This window comes from Thermobifida cellulosilytica TB100, from assembly GCF_001517975.1.
In the GTDB taxonomy this organism is placed as follows: Bacteria; Actinomycetota; Actinomycetes; order Streptosporangiales; family Streptosporangiaceae; genus Thermobifida; species Thermobifida cellulosilytica.
This window is the reverse complement of record NZ_KQ950187.1, coordinates 25,312-44,044: the sequence shown is the minus strand read 5'-3', so window position 1 is coordinate 44,044 and position 18,733 is coordinate 25,312. Positions and strand designations below refer to the sequence as shown.

Here is an 18,733-nt window from a genome sequence, read left to right as displayed (position 1 = left end):
GCCGCTCTGCGGCGGCGGGCCGCTCACGCGGGGCCCGGAGGGGGGCGGCACGGCGCCGCCGCCGGGGCCCGGCACCGGCGCGGCCGGGCCGAAGGAGGCCAGTCCCGGCTCGGTGACCGGGGCGCTCCACGGCACCGAGGTGCTCACCGAGCGGACCGTCCTGATCCAGTCGAGGGCCGTGGGGCGGGCGTCCGGGTCGGCGGCGAACATCGCGGCGACCCGCTCCCGCTGGTCGGGGCCTGCCGCGGCCATGACCGGCAGGCCGAGGAAGGCGTCGCGCAGCTGCTCGGGGGAGGGCGGCGGCTCCTGGCCGGACAGCACGAAGTAGGCGACGGCGCCGAAGGCGTAGCGGTCGCCGGCCGGGGAGTACTCGCCGTTGAAGATCTCCGGGGCGGCGTAGCCGGGGGTGAACCACGGGCGGGAGGTGAGGTGGCGTGCGGCGATCCGGCTCAGGCCGAAGTCGACGAGGACGGCCTGCCCGTCCTCGTCGACCATGATGTTGCCGGGCGACAGGTCGCCGTGCACCACCGGGCGCCTGGAGGGGGTGGCCCGTCCGGAGTGCAGGACGTCGAGGACCTCGGCGACCTGCTCCAGGTAGCCCAGCGCCACCCGCTGCCCCCGGGGCCCGTCCGCGGCGTGCTCGGCCCGCCAGTCGCGCAGGTCCACGCCGTCGACGTGGTTCATCACCAGGTACAGCGCGCGGCCGGGGGTCTCCTGGGCCGCGCCGCCGCGGTGCTCGGGGGCGCCCTCGAAGTGCTCGCGCACGCCCACCACGCCCATCCGGGTGATGAACCGCAGCAGCTCGGCCTGTTCGCTCCAGCGCCTGCTGAGCTCGGCGAACTCCTCGGGGGAGGCGGCCACGTCCGAGTTGAGGACCTTGACGACGACCGGTTCGGTCTGGCCGGCCAGGGTCACCTCGGCGAGGTAGAGGGTGGCCTCACCGCCCCGTCCCACCGACCGCACCAGGCGGTACTTGTCCGGTTGGTTGTCCGGGCCGACGTACAACGTAGAACTCACTGGTCTGCTTCACTTTCCGCTCGGGGGAATCGGCAGGACGGTGGAAAGCGCGGGAGAAACATATCCCATCACGGTCACGGCGGGGGCGTCCTCGGCCCGGGACCGCGGCGCCGCCGGGCCGGGCGGGGGCGGGCCGCCGGATAGGTTGGCGTGCCGGAGGTTCCTTTCTGGAGGACTGACGTGGCAGAGCAGGTACTGGACGGCCGCTACCGACTGGTCGAGCGACTGGGCGCCGGGGGCATGGGCGAGGTCTGGCGCGGACACGACGAGCGGCTGGACCGTCCCGTGGCGGTCAAACTCATCCATCCCGAAGCAATCTCGGACGAAGGAACGGTCGCGCGGTTCCGCCGGGAGGCCCGGGTGACCGCGCGCCTGGCCGGGCACCCCAACATCGTCATCCTCTACGACTACGGCACCGACGGCGGGACTGTCTACGCGGTCATGGAACTGGTCTCGGGCCGCCCCCTCAACGTGCTGCTGCGGGAGCGGGGACGGCTGCCGGTGGCGCTGGCCGTGCACTGGGGCGCCCAGGTGTGCGCAGGGCTGGCCGCCGCGCACGCGGCGGGGGTGGTGCACCGCGACGTCAAGCCCGGCAACCTCATGGTCGTGGACCACACCGCGCCCGACGGGGGCACGGTGAAGGTGCTGGACTTCGGGATCGCGGGGTTCCACGAGGCCGCGTTGCAGAGCCGCCGGCTGACCCGCACCGGCGAGCTGTTCGGCACCCCGCTGTACATGTCGCCCGAGCAGATCCAGATGCTGCCCGTGGGGGCGGCCAGCGACCTGTACTCCTTCGGCGCGGTGCTGTTCCAGATGCTGACCGGCCGGCCGCCGTTCCAGGCGCCCGACCCGATGCCGGTGCTGCGCATGCACCTGACGGAGGCCCCGCCCGACCCCGCCGAGCTGCGCCCGGACGTGCCCGCGGCCCTGTCGGAGCTGGTGGCCGCGCTGCTGGCCAAGGACCCCGCCAGGCGTCCGGAGAGCGCCCTGTGGGTGCGCGACCGGCTGCTGGGCCTGGTGCCGGCCCCCGGCGTCCGGTCCGCGCCGACCGAGGACGCCCTGCCGTCCACCGCTCCCCCGGCCCCGGCGGTCAGCCCGGAGCGGCGGCGCAGCCTGGAGCGGTCGCTGGAGGAGGCCGAGCGCCTCGCCGAGGGCGGCGGGTCCGCCGAGGCGGCGCGGCTGCTGGGCGGGCTGCTGGACGAGATGGCCCGGGTGTACGGCGCCGACCACCCCGAGACGCTGCGGGCCCGCCGCCGCCACGCCTACCTCACCGGCAAGTCCGGGGACCCCGAGCGGGCCGCCGCGCTGCTGGCGGAGCTCGTGGCCGACCTGGACCGCCGCTACGGGCGCGGCCACCCGGAGACGCAGACCGCCCGCCACTACCTGGCGGTCAACACCGGCCGGGCCGGGCGGCGCGCCGAGGCCGCGGCCCTGCGCCGGGAGCTGCTGGAGGACCTGGTCGCCGCCCACGGGCCGGACTCCACGCGGGTGCTCGACAACCGGCTGTTCCTCGCCGTCGACGTCGGCGAGTCGGGCGAGTACGCGCGGGCGGCGGCGCTGCTGCGCCCCCTGGTGGCCGACATGGCGCGGGTGCTGGGCCCAAACGCCTCCCCCACCCTCAACGCCCGCCACTACCTGGCCGCCTACACCGGCATGGCGGGCGACCCGGCCGGCGCGGTGCGGCTGTACCGGGAGCTGCTCGACGACCACGTGCGCCGCTACGGGCCGGACCACCCGGCGACGGAGCGGACCCGCCGGCGGCTGGCCCGCTGGCTGCGGCCGGGCCGCTGAGCCGCGCACGGCCCGGCTGTCGCCGGGCCCCGCTAGGGTTCCCTCCATGTCGAGACCGTTGCACGAGATCATGGAGAGCGGCTGGGCGCGGGCGCTGGAGCCGGTGGCCGACCGCATCGCGCAGATGGGCGACTTCCTGCGCCAGGAGGTGGCCGAGGGCCGCACCTACCTGCCCGCCGGGGAGAACGTGCTGCGCGCCTTCCAGCAGCCCTTCGAGGACGTGCGGGTGCTGCTGGTGGGCCAGGACCCCTACCCCACCCCGGGGCACGCGGTGGGGCTGAGCTTCTCGGTGTCCCCCGAGACGCGCCGCCTGCCGGGCAGCCTGCGCAACATCTTCACCGAGTACACCCAGGACCTGGGCTACCCGATGCCGTCCAGCGGCGACCTCACCCCGTGGGCCGAGCGGGGGGTGCTGCTGCTCAACAGGGTGCTGACCGTCGCGCCGCGCCGCGCCGGGTCGCACCGCGGCAAGGGCTGGGAGGAGGTCACCGACCAGGCGATCCGCGCGCTGGCCGCCCGCGACAAGCCCCTGGTCGCGATCCTGTGGGGCCGCGACGCCCGCACCCTGCGGCCCCTCATGCCGAACGTGCCGTGCGTGGAGTCCGCCCACCCCAGCCCGATGTCGGCGCACAACGGCTTCTTCGGCTCCCGCCCGTTCAGCCGCGCCAACGCGCTGCTGGAGAAGCAGGGCGCCGAGCCGATGGACTGGCGCCTGCCCTGACCCCGCGGGGCCGTGCGGCCGGGAGCCCTGCGGCGGAGGGCTCCCGGCGCGGGCCGCGGGATCAGGCGGCCTCTACGCAGAACTCGTTGCCCTCGGGGTCGGCCAGCACCACGAACCCCGAGCCGTCGTCCCTGCGGAAGTCGGCCACGAAGGTCGCGCCCAGCCTGACCAGCCGGGCCACCTCCTCGTCGCGGCCGCCTCCCCGCGGCCCCAGGTCCAGGTGGACCCGGTTCTTGGCGAGCTTGTTCTCCGGCACCCGCTGGAAGAACAGCCGGGGCTGGCCGTCGGGGGTGTCCACGTAGACCTCCGGGTCGCCGGGCCTGCTCCCGGCCTCGGGGGACCCTCCGACGGCCCGGGCCCAGAACTCGGCCAGCGCGTAGGGGTCGGCACAGTCGAAGGTGACCGTGCGGATGATCGATCGCATTCCTCTCCTCCTGGCGGACGACGCGGCCTCCTGGCTCCTGCCCGCCGACGATTTTGGGCAACCGTTACGTTCCCGTCACAATGGAGTCCGGTACTCCCCGCACCCGGAAGGCCGCCCCCGCGATGAAGCGAGCCCTCTCCTACGCCGACGCCCTGCGCCTCCTCGGCGGGGACGACCCCGCCCTGGCGGAGTTCGGCGAGGCCGCGGTCGGCGGGGCCCTCGGCGCGCTGGGCGTCCCCGACGTGCTGGGGCTGCACAGGCAGATCGTCCGCTGCGGGCAGGCCGCCCTCACCGGCATCCGCGAGAAGGTCACCGGGACCAGCCGCTGGGACCGCACCGAGCGGGTCGCCGCCGCCGACCTGGTCCTGCGGATCACCGCGCTGTTCGAGGCCCTGGGCGAGCTGCTGGACCGGCCCGGCACCCCCCTGGGGCTGCGGGACCTGCGCATCCGGGGCGACGAGCAGTACGCGCTCTTCGGCGAGGTGCTGCGCGAGGCCGGACGGGACCCGGCCCCGCCGCACCTCGGCGGCACCGGGTCCGCGCCGCCCTTCCGGCACGCCGCCGCCGTGCTGCTCCGCTTCCTCCAGGGCCTGGACGCCTGGGAGCGCCTCGACGACACCGCCCGCTCCCGCCTCGCCGGGACGCTGGCGGAAGAGCTGCCCGAGCTGGCCCGCCGCCGCCACGCCGAGTCGTACCGCAGACTCGCCGCCGACGTCCCGGAGTTCGGGGTGTGGGCGGACCTGGCCGCCCACGAGCAGACCCGCAGGCAGGTCGAGGAGGTGCGGGTCGGCCTGGCAGAGATGGCCGGACTGCTGGAGCGGATGGCCGCGCCGGGCCCCGGGCGGCGGCTCACCGAACTGGAGCGGCTCTACCAGGGGGTGCTGGACCGGCCGGTGCTCGACACCACCGAGGCGCCCGACGGCGTGGTGCTGCCGCCGGTGCGCGACGCCTACCTGGACCTGGGCGGCCTGCTGCGGTTCGCCGGCGCCGACGCCAACCCCTCCGCCGACTCCTGGTGGGAGGGCGCCGTGCGCCACGACGACCTGCAACCGCTGCTGGTGTCGCTGCTGACCCGGCGCGAGTGCCTCTTCCGGCCGATCGTGCTGCTGGGCCACCCCGGCTCGGGCAAGTCGCAACTGACCCGGATGCTCGCCGCGCGGCTGCCCGCCGGCGACTTCCTGCCGCTGCGCGTGGAGCTGCGGTCGGTGCCCGCCGACGCCCCGATCCACGTGCAGCTCGACGAGGCGCTCTCCGCCACCCTCCACACCCGGGTGTCCTGGCGGGACCTGGCCGACGCGGCGCGGGGCGCGCTGCCCGTGGTGATCCTCGACGGCCTCGACGAGCTGCTCCAGGCCACCGGGGTGAACCGGTCCGACTACCTGGAGCAGGTGCAGCAGTTCCAGGAGCGGCAGGCCGACCTGGGCCGCCCGGTGGCGGTGGTCGTGACCAGCCGCACCGTGGTCGCCGCGCGCACCCGCTTCCCGGTCGGCACGCCGGTGGTCCGGCTGGAGCCGTTCACCGAGGCCCAGATCACCCGCATGCTCCAGGTCTGGAACGCGGCCAACGCCGCCGCGCTGGCCGCGCGCGGGCTGCGCCCGCTGCCCGCGCGGACGCTGCTGCGCCACCGGGAGCTGGCCGAGCAGCCGCTGCTGCTGTTCATGCTGCTGGTGTTCGACGCCGACGGCAACCGGCTGCAACAGGACTCCTCCGAGCTGGGCCGCGCCGAGCTGTACGAGCGGCTGCTGACCGCGTTCGCCGAGCGCGAGGTGCGCAAGCACCGCCCCCACCTGGGCGGGGCGGAGCTGGCGCGGGCCGTGCAGGAGGAGCTGCGCCGCCTGGAGGTGGTGGCCGTGGCCATGTTCGCGCGCCACCAGCAGTGGGTCGGCTCCGAGCAGTTGGAGGCCGACCTGGCGGTGCTGTTCCCCGACGCGGGGGTGCACGCGGGCCAGGCCGGGCTGGGCGGCCGGATCAGCGCCGCCCACCAGGTGCTGGGCCGGTTCTTCTTCGTGCACGAGTCGCGCGCCGTGCAGCAGGAGGGCCCCCGCAGCGTCTACGAGTTCCTGCACGCCACCTTCGGCGAGTACCTGGTGGCGCGCACGGTCGTGGGCGAGCTCGACGACCTGGTCGCCGCGCGCTCCCTGGCGGCGCGCATGCGCACGCCGCGGCCCGTGGACACCGGCCGGTTCTACGCGCTGACCTCGTTCGCCGCGCTCGCCGGACGCTCGGCCGCGGTGGAGTTCGCCGCCGAGCTGCTGGCCGCGCGCACCCGCGGCGGGCACGACCGGGCGGAGTACCGGTCGCTGCTGGTGGAGATGTTCCGCGCCGCGCCCTACCCGCGCACCGGGACGGCCGTGGACTACCGGCCCTACGAGGCGACCGTGGCGCGCCGCCTGGCCGCGCACACCGCCAACCTGGTCACCCTGCTGGTGCTGGTGGCCGACGAGGTCGACCTGGCCGAGCTGTTCCCGGACTCCGGGCAGCCGTGGCTGCCCTGGCGCGAGGTGGCCGGGACGTGGCGGGCGCTGCCCGGCGACGAGTGGTTCGGCCTCATGGACACGGTGCGGCTGCGCCACCTGGGCCACTGGGAGGAGGACGGCACGCCGCGCGCGCTGCTGTCCCGGGAGCGGCGCGAGCCGGTCAACGTCGGCGAGTGCGTGGGGTTCGAGCTGCGCGTCAACGCCGCGGGGAAGCTGGGCGTCACCAACCCCTACACCCTCACCGTGGACTACGAGAGCACCACCTCGCGGCTGCTGCGCTCGCTGGGCCTGCGGATGCAGGGGTGGTCGGCGCGGCTGGTGATCATGCTGGGGCCGTACCTGCGGCACGTGGACGAGGACCTGGGGACGTGGCTGTCCGGGCGCCTCGCCTACCAGGCGCTGCTCTCCGAGCAGTTCGACTCCCGGATGCTGCTGTCCGAGCAGGCCCGCTCCCGGGCGTGGACCGCCGGGCCGGACGCCGCTCGGGCGGGGGACCCCCGGGCGCCGGGGGTGCTGCTGTCCTGGACCGACATCGGCGACGTCCTGGAGCTGCGGCTGGGGCTGCCCTGGGCGGCGGAGGACCCGACGGACCGGCTCGTCCGCTACTGGAGGCTGCTGCGGGGGTCCGTGCTGGGCCGCCTGGAGCTGACGGTGCTGCGCCAGGCCGCAGAGGAGCTCGCCGTGCTGGGGGCGCGGTCGGACCCCGACGCCCACGTCCTCTCCGCGGTGCTGCGCACGGAGGTCCGGGACTACCTGAGGTCGGTCGGCTCCGTGGCCGCCGACCCCCGGCTGACCTCCTGGTCGGTCCGGCCGGTACTGGACATGCTGCGGCCCCATTTCGGGGGTTCCGAAGACTTCGACCGAACCTGCGACCGGATCACGGCCCTGGCCGCCGCCAACGACGCCCCCGGCGGCTCCGCCTCTCCCCCCGCTCCCCGCCGCCACCTGCCCGAAGACCCGCAGCGCGGGTTCACCGACAGGACCGGGTGACCGCTGTTCACCGTCTCGTACCCGTTCCGTTATCACGAAAAATCCGAAAAAACCACTGGTCGGTGTCGGACGACGTCATGATGGTTGTCTGAGACTCGATAGCCTGCCCCTGGTGCCGTTCTCCCCTGCGGCGCCACGGCTCTGGCGAACTTCGGTGGTGGCATTGCGCGAACCCGTCCGGTACTGCGACGCGATCCGGCTGCTCGGTGCCGACGACCCGGGCGTGCTCGAGCTGATCGACCGGCTGGTCGCGGACGAGGCCACCGACCTGCTGGCCGCCCGCACCGACCTGGTGGGGTTCGCCCACCAGGCCCTCAACAAGCTGGACCGGGAGTCCCACCTGCTCAGCCGGGTGGAGCGCACCCGCTACATCGCCGCCGCGCACAGCGTCGTCGTGGTCACCGCGTTCTTCGAGTCGCTGGACGACACCGAGCTGCCGTTCCGGCTGGACAACGGGCTGGACGACGCCGCATCGGGGGTGGCCGACCGCAAGCGGCTCGGCGAGTTCGTGGCGCTGCTGGTGTCGTCCGCGCCGCCGCTGCCCCGCCCGCAGCGCAGCGCCTCCGACGGGCGCACCCGGGTGCGCCGCTTCTACCTGCGCCGCTGCAAGCAGTTGCCGTCGGTGCTGCGCGGCATGCCGCTGTGGGAGGAGCTGGACGAGTCGCAGCGCGAGGCCATCACCGACCGGCTGGGCTCCTCGCTGGCCGACCGCTGCGTGCGCCGCTACGAGGAGCTGCGCGACAAGCTCGCCGCGAGCTTCCCCGAGTTCGGGGCGTGGGCGGCGCTGTCGACGGTGCGCCCTCGCTCCGCGGGGACCGAGACCCCGATGGGGCTGTCCCGGTTGCAGCACCGGTTGCAGTCGATCAGCACCGGGCGGGTGCCCAGCGCGGTGCGCGGCGCGCTGGCCCGCGCCCACCAGGAGCGGCTGGCCCTGCCGTCGAACGTGCAGACCGGCGGCACGCACGTGCCCCCGCTGTCCATCTCCTACGTCAACCCGTGTTTCCGGGTGACCGAGATCGCCGCGCAGACCCGGCCGCACGACCCCGGGTGGTGGCAGGAGCACACCGAGGTCCGCGACGACCTGGCCGAGTTCCTGCTGGGCCACCTCACCTCGCCGCGCGCCCTGACCCACCCGCTGATCGTGCTGGGCCCGGCCGGGTCGGGCAAGTCGGCGCTGGCGTCGGTGCTGGCCGCCCGGCTGCCGGAGAGCGACTTCACGGTGGTGCGGGTCAGCGGCCGCAACCTGCCCGCCGAGGCCGCCGACCAGGCGCTGGCCGACCGGTTCGACCACGCGCTGGCCGCCTCCGGCGGCGGCAACTGCGACGCGCTGCCGGTGCTGGTGCTGGACGGGCTGGAGGAGCTGGCCACCCACTGCGCGACCTCGCGCAGCGACCTGCTGGCCGGGCTGGAGCGCTTCCAGCAGGAGCGCGCGGCCGGCCCGGACCCGGTGGCGGTCGTGCTGACCTGCCGCGACTCCACCGCCGCCCGGCTGCGCTTCCCGCTGGGCAGCGTGGCGGTGCACCTGGAGGACTTCACCAACGCCCAGATCGCGGCGTGGCTGTCCATCTGGAACCGGGTCAACGCCAGCTACTTCCACCACCACGGGGTGGCCCCGCTGGACTGGGAGACGCTGGAGGCGCACTTCCCGCTGGCGCGGCGGCCGCTGCCGCTGCTCATGCTGGCGGTCTACGACGGGGTGGGCAACGCGCTGCGCCGCCTGAACGCGCCGCTGCGCGAGACCGTGCTCTACGAGCGGTGGCTGCGGATGCTCACCGACGCCGCGGACCGGGCCGACCCGGCGAGCACGGGGCGGCCGCCCGAGGCCGAGAGCGACCCGGCGGTCCGCTCGGGGCGGATCGAGCAGGCGCTGCTCACCGCGTCCCTGCTGGCGCTGTCGCTGTTCCACCGCGGCGGGCGGGTGGTGGACGCCGCGACGGTCGCGGCCGACCGCGACGAGCTGGTGCGCTGGCCGCCGCACTACGCCCGGCCGCTGGACCCGCTGCGGCTGCCGTGCGTGCACACCACCGACGCGCTGGAGGGCGCGCCGCCCGGCCTGGCGTTCACCGACCCGGTGCTCGGCGACTACCTGGTGGCCCGGCTCGTCGCCGAGGAGCTCGCCGAGCTCGCCGAGGCGCGCATCCGGGAGCTGCGGTCGATCCGCCCGGCGCCGCTGGACGACTCGTTCCTGTACGCGCTGCTGTCGTTCACCCCGCTGTCAGCCTCCGGGGAGGTGCCGCGGTTCCTCGCCGAGCGGCTGCGGCTGCTGGCCCCGCACGTCCGCGACGAGCTGCGGCTGGTCCTGGCCGACCTGCTGCGGGAGGCGGGGCGGCACCGGCGGGAGGCGCACTACGGCGGCTACCGTCCGGTGGACCTGGGCGCGGCGCCCCGCGACGCCGTCTACACGGCCAACCTGATGCTGGTGCTGGTGGCGGTGCACGGCGGCGCGGTGCCGCTGCGGGAGCTGTTCGGCCAGGACGCGGTGGCGCGGTGGCGGTCGCTGGCGCACCTGTGGCGGTCGCAGTTGCCGCCGGAGCAGTGGGCGGGGCTGCGGGACATGCTGCGGGTCCGCGACGACGGCCGCGGCGGCCTGGCGGTGCACCCCTACGACGGCACGCCCGTCGAGGACGACCCGGGGGCGCAGACCGACCTGGGCGAGGTGGCGCGGGACGCGGCGCTGCTGGCCGACAGCGGCACGCAGCAGTTGCTGCACGCGCTGTCGCCGCTGATCCGGCTGTTCGGCGGGGACGTGACGGCCCGCGGGGGCGGCGGCGTCTCCGACGCGCACGCGCTGCTGGCGCTGGCGTTCGGCGCCGCGCAGGTCCCCGACGAGGAGCTGGTGGCCTACTACGAGCGGGCGTTCGCCCTGGCCGACGGGCTGGACTCGGACGAGCGGCTGCGCTTCACCGTGTTCCTGCTGCGGCAGTTGCGCGGGCACACGCACCGGCTGGGGGCGCGGCTGGTGCCGCTGACCGCGCGGCACGTGCGGCCCATCAGGGTGGCCCGGAGCGCGCGGCCCTCGGTGCGGCGGCTGGCCGAGGAGCACAACGACCACGTGACGGCGATCCGCGACGTGCTCGCCGGACGCGGGTGACCGGCGCCGCGCAGGGCCGGGCGGACAGGGAAACTAGTCATTCCTGGGGATGGCGGCGCCGGATTCCCGGCTGCTATCCCTTGATCCGGTACTTCCCGGACTTTTCGGAAGCGAGGACGCCATGGACCCCGAGGACGTGTTCGAACTGGCCGAGGCCATCGAGGAGGGCGACACCGAGGAGATCATCGAGGAGACGCTGGAGATCCTCTTCGACGTCGACCTGTGAGCGTGGACGCGGCGGCCCCGATCCGGTGGTCCGGGGCCGCCGCGCTGTTCAGCCGGTCCGCAGCGCCCGCTTGGCCAGTTCCGGCAGGACGGTCTCGGCGGGGCCGCGCAGGACCGCGGCGGCCGCCTCGTCGTAGGGCGTGGGCTCGGCGTTGACGATCACCAGGCGCGCGCCGTGCAGCACGGCCGTGTCGCACAGGCCGGCCACGGGGTGCACGGTCAGGGAGGTGCCGACCGCGAGGAACAGGTCGCACTCCTCGGCCGCGGCGACGGCGGCGTCCAGCACCCCGGGGTCGAGCCGCTGGCCGAAGGAGACCGTGGCGGCCTTCTGGATGCCGCCGCAGGCCAGGCAGTGCGGGTCGGACTCCTCCTCCAGGCGGGCCAGCACCTCGGGGGTGGGGGTGCGCCGCCCGCAGGACAGGCACTCCACCTCGTGGATGGTGCCGTGCACCTCGAGGACGTGCGCGGGGTCCATTCCGGCCTTCTGGTGCAGGCCGTCGATGTTCTGGGTGACGACGGCGCGCAGCCGCCCGGCGCGGTCCAGGTCGACCAGCGCCCGGTGGGCGTCGTTGGGCTCGGCGGTGAGGGCCGGGCTGGCGCGGCGCATCTGCCACACCTGGCGCCGCACGTCGGCGTCGGCGCGGTAGATGTCGATGTCGAACATGGCGGCGGCCGCCGGGTTGCGCGTCCACAGGCCCTGCGGCCCGCGGAAGTCGGGGATGCCGGAGGCGGTGGAGATCCCCGCTCCGGTGAGTACCGTCGCCTGCTCGCACTCGGCGAGCCAGGCTGCGACGTCGGAGATGTTCGCGGTGGCGGCCACGGCCTCCCTCTCCTCCTCGAGTGGGCCAGCGCGGTCGGGGGTCCCGCCGCCCGCCGGGCTGCGGGGGCGGTCGGCTGGCGCGGGTGCCGCCTCCACCCTAACGGCGTCCGTGACTGCTTCGTCCCCGTCTCGTGACGCTCCGGGGTGCCCCGACCTTCGGATAAGCCCCCCCAAACATGACAAAATCAGACCACCCATGAAACAGCCGCCGCACATCCTCGTGGTCAACGGGACGAAGGTCCGCCGTCCCGTCTTCGTGCTGGGCGCGCCCCACTCGGGGGTCGACCTCATCGCCCGCGCGCTGCGCCGCGTCCCCGGGTTCCACATCGGCGGCGGCCACCCCAGCGTGCTCGACGCGGTGCGGGCCGTGGCCCGCCAGCCGTCGATGGTGCACACCAGGGAGTCGGGCACGGCGGTGCTGCTGCGCGACGCCCTGGCCGAGTCGTGGGTGCTGACCCCGGCCACCTGTGCGCGCTGCCGCGGGCTGTCGGTGCCGCTGCGCGAGGCGGTGGAGCCGTGCCGGCACGCGGCCGAGGCCCAGCGCTACGGGGACGCGGGCCCGGACCTGCTCTACAGCGCCACCGCGCTGGCGCGGGCCTTCAGCGACGCCGCGTTCATCCAGATCATCCGGGACGGGCGGGACGTGGTGGCGGACATGCTCGACGACGAGCAGCAGCTCGCCTGGTTCAAGCCGGGCGCGGCCAACCTGGACGAGGAGTTCCCCCACCCGTTCTTCGGGGTGGAGACGGAGGAGGAGCGGGAGCGCTACCCGGAGCTGTCCCCGGCGGGCAAGTGCGCGCTGCGCTGGCGCAGCGCGGTGCGGCTGTCGGCGCGGCTGCGCGCCGAGCTGTCGGAGGACCAGTTGATCACGGTGCGCTACGAGGAGATCGCCGGGGCGGAGATCCCGACCGCCAAGCGGCTGTCGGAGTTCGTGGGCGCGCGCGTGTCGGCGGTGGAACTGGTGAACACCGGGGACGACGGGATCGGGTCGTGGCGGACCCGGCTGGACTCCCAGCAGCGCGCCGACGTGCTCAACGCGGCCCGCCCGGAGCTGACCCGGCTCGGCTACCTGTGAGGCGGGGGCGGGCCGTGGGCGGGCGGGGCCGCTCCTAGGATGGGTGTATGGGAGCACTGGGAATTCCGGAACTCGTCGCACTGGCCGTGATCATGGCGGTGCCGGCCGCCATCTTCGCCGCGGGCGTCGTCTTCACCGTCCGCGTCGCCCGGCACGGCGCCCCGGACGTGTTCGCGCGCGCCCGGCGCCGCCGCGAGCTCCGCTGACGCCTAGCGCGCGGCGGGGGCGACGGCCGCGACCGCCTGCCTGATCGCGGCGACCAGGTCGAGGGGGCGGTCGAACATCAGGTGGTGGTGGCCGCCGGGGATCTCGATGTAGCAGGCGGGGGGCCGGTGCGGGCCGCCCCTGGTGAACTCGGCCGTGCGCTGCCGGTCCGGCGGGGGGACGACCCCGTGCTCGGCGACGACGGCCGCGAACGGGCAGCGCATCCGGTCCATGCCCGCGCCGAGGTCCTCGGGGCGGTCGTCCTGGCCGCCGGCGAAGATCTGCGGGTCGAACTTGAAGGTCCACCCGTCGTCGGCGCGGGTGACGCTGTGCTCGGCGACGTGCCGCAGCAGCACCGGGTGGGCCGCGGGCTGCTCCGGCAGCGGCCGGAACCGCGCGGCGGCCTCCTCCCGGCTGGGGTAGCGCCGGTGCCGGGCGTAGGTGCGGCGGGCCCTGTCGGAGGCCCTGCGCAGCGGGGCGTCGACCGCGACCACCGCGGCGAGGCCGGGGTCGGGCCGCTGGGCGGCGAACATGGCGACCATGCCGCCCATGGAGTGCCCGACGAGGAGCGGCGGCGCGTCGGCGGGCAGGGCGTGCGCCACGGCCAGCACCTCGTCGGCCCACAGGCCGAAGCGGTACTCCCCGCGCCTGCCGCTGTCGCCGTGGCCGGACAGGTCGAGGGCGACCACGTGGTGGGTGTCGGCGAGCAGCGGCGCGGTGAAGCTCCACCACCACGCGTGGGCGGCGCCGCCGTGCACGAGGACCAGCGGCTGCCTGCCGGGCTCTCCCCACGACAGCCAGGAGATGTCGCAGCCCGCCACCCGGGTGCGCCCCCTGGTGGGCTGCTGTGTGATCGCCTCGGCCACCGGCTGTGGAAGCCCTGACACCGCCACCCCCGCGACAGTCCGTCCCCGCTCGTCGCCGTCCGGCCCTCCGCCCCGGAGGTTCCGAACGGTGTTCGGGGGACACGATATCCGTCGGCGCCGCGGCGGCGCGGCCCGGCCCCGGCGTCAGGAGAGCAGTTCGCGGCGGAGCTGGCGCAGGGTCTGGGCGAGCAGGCGGGAGACGTGCATCTGGGACAGGCCCACGTCGGCCGCGATCTCGCTCTGGGTCTTGTTGCCGAAGAACCGCAGCAGGATGACGCGGCGCTCCCGCTCGGGCAGGCGGTCGAGGGCGTCCTTGAGCGAGGTGCGGTCGACCACGTTCTCCAGGTCCACGTCGGCCTGCCCCAGGGTGTCGCCGAGCGCGGACTCGTCGTCGGCCTCGCCGAAGGGCATGTCCAGGGAGAGCGCGCTGTAGGCGGAGGAGGCGTCGATCAGCTCGATGGCGGCCTCCAGGTCCAGCTCCAGCGCCTGGGCGATCTCCCGGGTGGTGGGGGTGCGTCCGTGCTTCTGGGTGAACTCGGCGATCACCCGGTTGAGCTCGCTGCGCCGCTCCTGGTGGACGCGCGGGACCCGGACCGCCCAGGTGGTGTCGCGGAAGTGCCGTTTGAGCTCCCCGGTGACCATCGGCAGCAGGTAGGCGACGAACGGTTTGCCGAACGAGGGGTCGAAGCCCTTGATGGCCTTCATCAGGCCGAGCATGCCGACCTGGTAGAGGTCGTCCATGGGCTCGCCCCGGTTGCGGTAGCGGCGTGCCTCGCGGCGGACCAGCGGCGTGTACAACCGTACCAGCTCGTCGCGGATGCGCGCGCAGGCCTCCCCGTCGCCCTGGTGGGCCGCCAGCGCGGCCAGCAGCCGTTCCGCCTGCCCGGTGGCGCGGGAGTGCGCGGGGGGCCGGGTCGGCCCTCCGCGGCGCTGGTTCTGGCTGCGGCGGCGTGCCGTCGTGCTGTCGGTGGTCATGTCGACCTCCTCGTCGCGGGCGTGCTTCGGCTGGACCGCCCCGGCCGCACGCCACAGGTCGAACTGTGACACTCCCCCACGGTCGGGGCGGAATCGACGGATCGGACAATGCCGCCCTATCCGGACCTGTCCCTCGCCATGCCCCCTGGGTTAGGTCACAAACACGTCACGCGAAGAAGCCCGGAGCGCCCGGGAGCCCGGCCTTCGGGGGCGAGGGGCGGCAGGCCCCGCCTGCGCGGGCCCGCGCGCCGGGCCCGGCGGGCGCGGCAGGTGAGGAGCGCCACATCCCTGTCCGGTCCCGTGTCCTGCCCGCCCGCGGGGGCGGTGCGGCGGCGCCGGGGCGCTGCCGGGGTGCGGGCGGGCTTCGGCCCGGGGCTCTCTTCTCCCGGCGCCGCCGTCCGTGCGCGGGCGGCCCGCAAGGGCCGGTCGCGCTGGGCCGGGCGCAGGGGGCGGGGGCGGCTCGGCGGGCCCCGCGCTCCGCAGCCGCAGGGGCGCGGCGCACCCCGTGGCGGGCCTCCGGTGCGCCGCCGCGGGACGTCCACCGGTCCGGCGCCCGTCCGCGTCCCGGCTCGGCGCCGGGCCGGGGTGTCCGTGCCGACGTCGCCCCCGTCCTCCGGCCGCCGGAGGAGGGGCGTCCGCTCGCCGCCTCCCGTCCCTGTGCCGCGGCGCACCGGGCGGGCCGTCGCGCCCGGTGCGCCGCGTCCCCCGTCCGGTGCGGGCGGTGTGTGAGGAGTCCGTGTCCTGTCCTGGTCCGGCGCCCTGTGCGCTGCGGGGGGCGCGCGGGAGCCGGCGGGTCCGGCGCACGGCGGCGGTGCGGAGGAGCCGGAGCCGCCCGGGGCGGTGTCCTGGGGTGCGGGCGGGCTTCGGCCCGGGGCCGCTCCGCTCCTCCGTGCGCCGCCGTTCGGGTCGGCGCGTCCCGGTCAGCCGTCGAAGCAGCGGCGCAGCACCCGCTTCCACCGGTTGCCGCCCATGCGCGGGTCCGTCACGGCCACCGCCGCCGCGTACTTGCTGAAGCTCACGGGGCGCACCCCGTGGCGGTGCAGCAGCCGCTCCGTGCGGGTCGTCGCGGTGCGGGTCTTGACCTCCAGCAGCACCAGGTCGTCGCGCATCGCCGCCGTGCGCTCGCCGTGCCGGCACACCAGGCCGGTGTCGCAGGTGACCCGCTCGTCCCCGGCGAGCGCCACCAGCGTGGTGCGCCGGTAGTCGGTGACCGCCGAGACCCGCAGCGGCTGCGGCGGTGCGGCGCCGTACTCGTCCAGGACCTCGTGCAGGAACGCCGTCGCGGCCGGGGTCAGCTCGCCGGGCTCCCCGTCGTGGGGGACGCGGCGCTTGTCGGTGATCCCCCGCGCGCCCCTGAGCTTGACCTCGAGCATGGTCAGGTCGGAGTCCAGGTAGCTGCGGGTGCGGATCTTGTAGCGCCGCCGCCGCTGCTGGCGGTGCTGCCGGTAGGTGAGCAGGTCGGGGGTGTCCAGGTAGGCGGAGGAGTAGCGGAACTCGGTGCGGCCGCCCTCGCACAGCACCCCGAAGTCGTGCGCCATGTGCTCCAGCAGCACCGGCAGGATCTCGGCTCCGACGACGTACTTGCGGCAGGCGCGCAGGGTCAGCGACGCCAGGGAGTTGACCTCAGCCAGGGACAGCGGCCGCAGCTCCGCCACGGCCTCGGTCTGCACGGTCACCGCGCCACCCCCAGGGCTGCGTCGGCCAGGCTGCGCTCCTGGGGCCGGGTGCCCTCGCGGAACCGCACGTCGACGACCATGAGGTCGCGGACGTAGTCGACCTCCAGCACGGTCACCGAGCTGACCCTGCCGCCCAGTCGGCCCTCCAGGTCGGCGCGGAGCATGTCCGGGTTGCGGTGCACCACGTCCAGGGTGACCGTCTGCCGGTGGGTGCGCGAGGACACCCAGGGGTGGTCGGCGGCGAACACCACGGCCAGCAGCACCAGGTCCAGGCCCGCCATCACCACGGGCATCTCCCGGGCCGCCGAGTTCACCAGCCCCAGGGCGATCGCGGTGAAGTAGTAGGCCACCTCCGTCTGGGTCACCGAGTCCGAGCGCAGCCGGATGATCGCCAGCACCCCGAACAGGCCGAAGCCCACCGCGAGCTCCACGCCGGCCGTCATCATGACCGCCATGGCCGCAAACACGCCGACATTCAACGTCACGTAGGAGAACAGCAGATCCCGGCGGCCATGCCGACGGAAGTAGAGGAAACGGCCGAGAACGGCGATGGTCACAAGGTCGACAGCGAGCGCAAACCAGATGTTCATGCGCTCAATACTGTGTGATGTCCACGACACCGCCCATGAGCGGATAATGAGGAGTTCGTCACGTTCCGTATCGCCACAGAGGTAGGTAAACCCGGACGTCTTAGCGCACTCCTCCCATCTCTCCAGTTCTGTCGCGCGCCCCCGGAAGAGGAGCGGCATTCCCTCTGTTTCCGCAGGTGAAACAGGTTTCCGGCAGCGCTCGCCCGACTCCGTCGCACCAGCGGGGCCAAAAGCGGACGCAGCGGTCCGACTTTTTTTCTGTGGGCGCACTTCTCCCGCCGAATCCGGATGGTGCCCGATTCGTCCTCTCTGTTCCGCCGTCTCGGTACGGCTGATTCCCCCAAAACCACCGAACCGAATCCGGGAGCGGAAGGGCCCCGTCCGGGCCGGGACACCGGCGGGGCGGGGCCGTGCGGGAGCGCCCCGGCGCCTGCGGCGCGGGCCGAGGCTGCCGACAGCGCGCGGAGCGGTTCCGCTCCCCTCCCCCGGCCCTGCGTCCCGGTCCGCACCGGCCCGGGACGGCCGCGCTCCGGCGCCCTCGGCCCCCGACCGGCTCGCCCGCGCCCTGGTCGGCCCCGTGACGGCTCTGCTGGATCTGGCCGTGGCGGGCGCCGTGCTGTTCGGCTGCCTTGCCGCGCTGTTCCACAGCCTCCTGCACCGGGCGGTGCGTCCCGGCTCCGTCCCCGAGGCGCTGCTCCTCGGCTCGCTCCTGGCGTGTCGGCGCTGCTGCTCCTGGCCGTGCTGCTCCGGCTGCCGCGGCAGCGCCGCCGGGTCCGCTCCTTCCGCTGGTCCTACGACCAGGCGGTGCACTTCGGCCCCGGCCGCCCCGACCGGCCGCCGCACGAGGGGGCATGCCCCGGGCCGCTCCCCGGTCCGGGCGGGGCCGCGGACGGCCGGTCCACGGCGGGCAGCGCCCCGGTACGGCGTAGGCGCGGCGCAGGCCCCGCCGTCCCCGTCCGGCGGGGCCTGCGCCGCCCCGGGAACGGGGGCGCCCGCAGCGGCGGTGCTCAGGGCGCGGTGTCGGTGCGCAGGGAGAACGCCGACAGGCCGCGCAGGGGCACCCCGGCGCGCTCGGCGTAGGCGTGGACCAGGTTGTTGACGGCGCGCGGGCGGGGGCGGGCCTGGCCCACGGCCCCGCCGCGCCGCAGGCGGCGCACCAGCGGGGCGGCGCAGTCGCGTACGGGCGCGGTCAGCACCGCGCAGGTGTGCGCGGCGTCGCCGATGGTGCGGGAGGGCAGGGCGGCGTACTCCTTCTCCAGCAGCGCGTAGCCGCCGCGGTCGGCGATGTCGAGGATCTCGCGCCACTGGACGAACGCGCACACCGGGCACTCCAGGGGGGCGGCGGCGGGCGCGAGCAGCAGGGCCTCCGGTTCGGTGTCGACCCGCAGCGCGGGGGCGTCGGTCTGGCGGACGGCGGCCAGGGACAGGTCGAGCAGCCGGTCGGGGCCCAGCCCGGTGCCCCGGGCGAGGGTGAGGACGAGGCGGTCGCGGCGCCGCGTGACGGCCTCGGGCCAGGTGTCGGGGGGCAGGGCCGCGAGCAGGCGGCGGTACTCGGCGCCGGTGAGCGGCCGGGAGATGAGCTTGCGGCCAGGGCGGGCGCTGCGGACCAGGCGCAGCAGTTCGGTGAGCGCGGGGTGGGCGGCGGGGTTGGGCAGGCCGTGCGCGGTGTGCACGACCGCGATGACCGCGCTCCACCGGTCGACGGTGGCCGCCGACACCGCGGGTCGGCCGGTGGCCGGGTCGGTCATGTGGGAGGTGGCCAGGTAGACGGCGAGGTCGGCGGGGTCGGCG

14 protein-coding genes are annotated in these 18,733 nt (G+C 75.3%); 6 read left to right on the top strand and 8 right to left on the bottom strand.

All coding sequences use genetic code 11. The features are described 5' to 3' along the window. Positions 1-1,017: serine/threonine-protein kinase (locus tag AC529_RS17690; RefSeq protein WP_157080270.1), on the bottom strand; the 1,017-nt coding region annotated here is incomplete at its 3' end. 180 nt (positions 1,018-1,197) lie between these two features. On the opposite strand from AC529_RS17690, the gene AC529_RS17685 reads away from it, so the two are divergent. Next, positions 1,198-2,808, top strand: coding sequence for a serine/threonine-protein kinase (locus AC529_RS17685; RefSeq protein ID WP_157080259.1), 1,611 nt, complete (start codon positions 1,198-1,200; stop codon positions 2,806-2,808). 46 nt (positions 2,809-2,854) lie between these two features. Continuing rightward, entirely contained in the window at positions 2,855-3,529 is a 675-nt protein-coding gene (locus AC529_RS17680; protein WP_068758491.1) for a uracil-DNA glycosylase, read from the top strand. 61 nt (positions 3,530-3,590) lie between these two features. Here AC529_RS17680 and AC529_RS17675 read toward each other — a convergent pair whose 3' ends face one another. Beyond that, on the bottom strand, positions 3,591-3,953 hold the full coding sequence (locus AC529_RS17675; protein ID WP_068758490.1) for a VOC family protein: 363 nt from the start codon (positions 3,951-3,953) through the stop codon (positions 3,591-3,593). A 122-nt stretch (positions 3,954-4,075) separates the two neighbouring features. Between AC529_RS17675 and AC529_RS17670 the strand changes: the two genes are divergently transcribed. After that, positions 4,076-7,420 (top strand): NACHT domain-containing protein, encoded by a 3,345-nt coding sequence (locus AC529_RS17670; protein WP_068758489.1) that lies wholly within the window; start codon positions 4,076-4,078, stop codon positions 7,418-7,420. Between the two features lie 157 nt (positions 7,421-7,577). Next, positions 7,578-10,511: an NACHT N-terminal helical domain 7-containing protein gene (locus tag AC529_RS17665; protein ID WP_232306807.1), complete on the top strand. Its 2,934-nt coding sequence runs from the start codon at positions 7,578-7,580 to the stop codon at positions 10,509-10,511. Positions 10,512-10,785: 274 nt separating this feature from the next. Here AC529_RS17665 and AC529_RS17660 read toward each other — a convergent pair whose 3' ends face one another. Beyond that, positions 10,786-11,556, bottom strand: coding sequence for an SIR2 family NAD-dependent protein deacylase (locus tag AC529_RS17660; protein ID WP_068758487.1), 771 nt, complete (start codon positions 11,554-11,556; stop codon positions 10,786-10,788). 196 nt (positions 11,557-11,752) lie between these two features. Between AC529_RS17660 and AC529_RS17655 the strand changes: the two genes are divergently transcribed. Next, the gene (locus tag AC529_RS17655) at positions 11,753-12,631 is read left to right on the top strand and encodes a sulfotransferase (RefSeq protein ID WP_068758486.1); all 879 of its coding nucleotides are present in this window, start codon (positions 11,753-11,755) and stop codon (positions 12,629-12,631) included. Between the two features lie 47 nt (positions 12,632-12,678). Further along, on the top strand, positions 12,679-12,837 hold the full coding sequence (locus tag AC529_RS20625; protein ID WP_198156474.1) for a hypothetical protein: 159 nt from the start codon (positions 12,679-12,681) through the stop codon (positions 12,835-12,837). Between the two features lie 3 nt (positions 12,838-12,840). Here the strand turns inward: AC529_RS20625 and AC529_RS17650 are convergent, their stop codons facing one another. The 5 genes from AC529_RS17650 to AC529_RS17630 form a co-directional block, all read right to left on the bottom strand. Next, positions 12,841-13,722, bottom strand: coding sequence for an alpha/beta fold hydrolase (locus AC529_RS17650; protein WP_068758570.1), 882 nt, complete (start codon positions 13,720-13,722; stop codon positions 12,841-12,843). Between the two features lie 123 nt (positions 13,723-13,845). Further along, positions 13,846-14,748, bottom strand: coding sequence for an RNA polymerase sigma factor SigF (locus tag AC529_RS17645; RefSeq protein ID WP_232306806.1), 903 nt, complete (start codon positions 14,746-14,748; stop codon positions 13,846-13,848). Between the two features lie 848 nt (positions 14,749-15,596). Then, entirely contained in the window at positions 15,597-16,352 is a 756-nt protein-coding gene (locus AC529_RS17640; RefSeq protein WP_068758485.1) for a polyphosphate polymerase domain-containing protein, read from the bottom strand. Further along, a complete protein-coding gene (locus AC529_RS17635; protein WP_083948392.1) occupies positions 16,349-16,942 on the bottom strand; it encodes a DUF4956 domain-containing protein in 594 nt (197 codons plus the stop codon). Before AC529_RS17635 ends, AC529_RS17640 begins: the two co-directional genes overlap by 4 nt. 1,007 nt (positions 16,943-17,949) lie before the next feature. Next, the coding region (locus AC529_RS17630) for a site-specific integrase (RefSeq protein WP_068758484.1) at positions 17,950-18,733 on the bottom strand (784 nt) is incomplete at its 5' end.

Coding starts and splice junctions, on each gene's coding strand:
- AC529_RS17680 (WP_068758491.1), top strand. CDS start 2,855: ATGTCGAGACCGTTGCACGAGATCATGGAGAGCGGCTGGGCGCGGGCG.
- AC529_RS17675 (WP_068758490.1), bottom strand. CDS start 3,953: ATGCGATCGATCATCCGCACGGTCACCTTCGACTGTGCCGACCCCTAC.
- AC529_RS17670 (WP_068758489.1), top strand. CDS start 4,076: ATGAAGCGAGCCCTCTCCTACGCCGACGCCCTGCGCCTCCTCGGCGGG.
- AC529_RS17655 (WP_068758486.1), top strand. CDS start 11,753: ATGAAACAGCCGCCGCACATCCTCGTGGTCAACGGGACGAAGGTCCGC.
- AC529_RS20625 (WP_198156474.1), top strand. CDS start 12,679: ATGGGAGCACTGGGAATTCCGGAACTCGTCGCACTGGCCGTGATCATG.
- AC529_RS17635 (WP_083948392.1), bottom strand. CDS start 16,942: ATGAACATCTGGTTTGCGCTCGCTGTCGACCTTGTGACCATCGCCGTT.